This is a genomic window from Asticcacaulis sp. AC466 (assembly GCF_000495815.1).
Taxonomy (GTDB): domain Bacteria; phylum Pseudomonadota; class Alphaproteobacteria; order Caulobacterales; family Caulobacteraceae; genus Asticcacaulis.
Window position 1 is genome coordinate 1 of record NZ_AWGE01000016.1, and the last position, 1,146, is coordinate 1,146.

The 1,146-nt window shown below is 52.9% G+C and carries 1 protein-coding gene; it reads right to left on the minus strand.

What is annotated here, in order from left to right; all coding sequences use genetic code 11:
* Nucleotides 1-59: 59 nt before the first annotated feature.
* A complete protein-coding gene (locus AEAC466_RS38045; RefSeq protein ID WP_023459168.1) occupies nucleotides 60-1,079 on the minus strand; it encodes an IS30 family transposase in 1,020 nt (339 codons plus the stop codon).
* Nucleotides 1,080-1,146 lie beyond the last annotated feature (67 nt).

Below are 1,146 nucleotides of genomic sequence, written 5' to 3' on the forward strand. Positions count from 1 at the left end.
AGTGCGACATTACTAAATGGCGGGGCGGGTTCTAATCGAAGTGCAAAGTCCGGTTCGGTTTAGCAAACTGTTCTGATCTGAGCCAGTTCGGCGTTGAAGACTTCGCCCGGCGTCCTATAACCGAGGCACTGACGAGGCGTATTGTTCATCCGCAGAGCAATAGCGGACAGTGCGTCATCCCCTAGTGTTTTCAGGTTCGTCTCCAGCGGGAGATAGCGCCTCAATCTTCCGTTGGCGTTCTCGACGGATCCTTTTTGGTAGGGTGACGCCGTGTCGCAAAAATAGCTTTTGATACCTAAGGACTGGTGGAGTGTTTTCCAAGCCATGAACTCGCTGCCGCGGTCAAAGGTGATGGATTGACGACCATGGGAGGGGAGAGGGTGTAGATGCTGCTGGATAGCTCCCAGTACGCCTGACGAGTTGCGGTCCCGGTTGCGTATGATGACCTGGTAGCGGCTTTTGCGCTCGATCAGACTGGTGATGTTTGCCTTTCCGAAGTCGCGCCGGAAGATGACCAGATCGGCCTCCCAGTGCCCGAAAATCTCACGATTAGCAATATCTTCAGGTCTATGTTTTATGTTACAATACAATGGGATATGTGAACCTCTTGGCTTGCGTCCGCGCAATCCGCGTCGATTCCTACGACGTCTGGCGAGCAGGGTATAAAGCGCCATTTCGCGGTTGCTGCGATCGTAGATGAAGCGATAAATCGTTTCTGAACAGACATGGCCAAACCTGGATTTATCCACAGGGCAAAGCTTAAGCCGGCCAGCAATCTGTTCGGGCGACCAATGCAGTTCAAGCTTCTCGATGATGTGGCGACGCAACTCGCGATCGCGCTCCAGCTTGCGTCGTTTGAAACGCCGCTTACGCGCGCTCTCGGTTGCGTTCCACGGAAACCAGCCGGACCATTGTGGGTATTCTCTGTCGTGGAAATAGTTGCGCCGAACTTCGCGATAGAGCGTCGAATAATGGCGACCGATTATTTTGGCGATCTGCGTGAGCGGAATTTTGCGATCGAGCAGTTTGTAGATCGTCTGACGTTCGTCCTTCGTCAAATGGCTGTAGGAATGGCCCATAATGGTCTCTCTGGAAGCGTTTGATTCTATGGATCATTCGCCCTTCAAATTAGAGTCCACCCGGCTA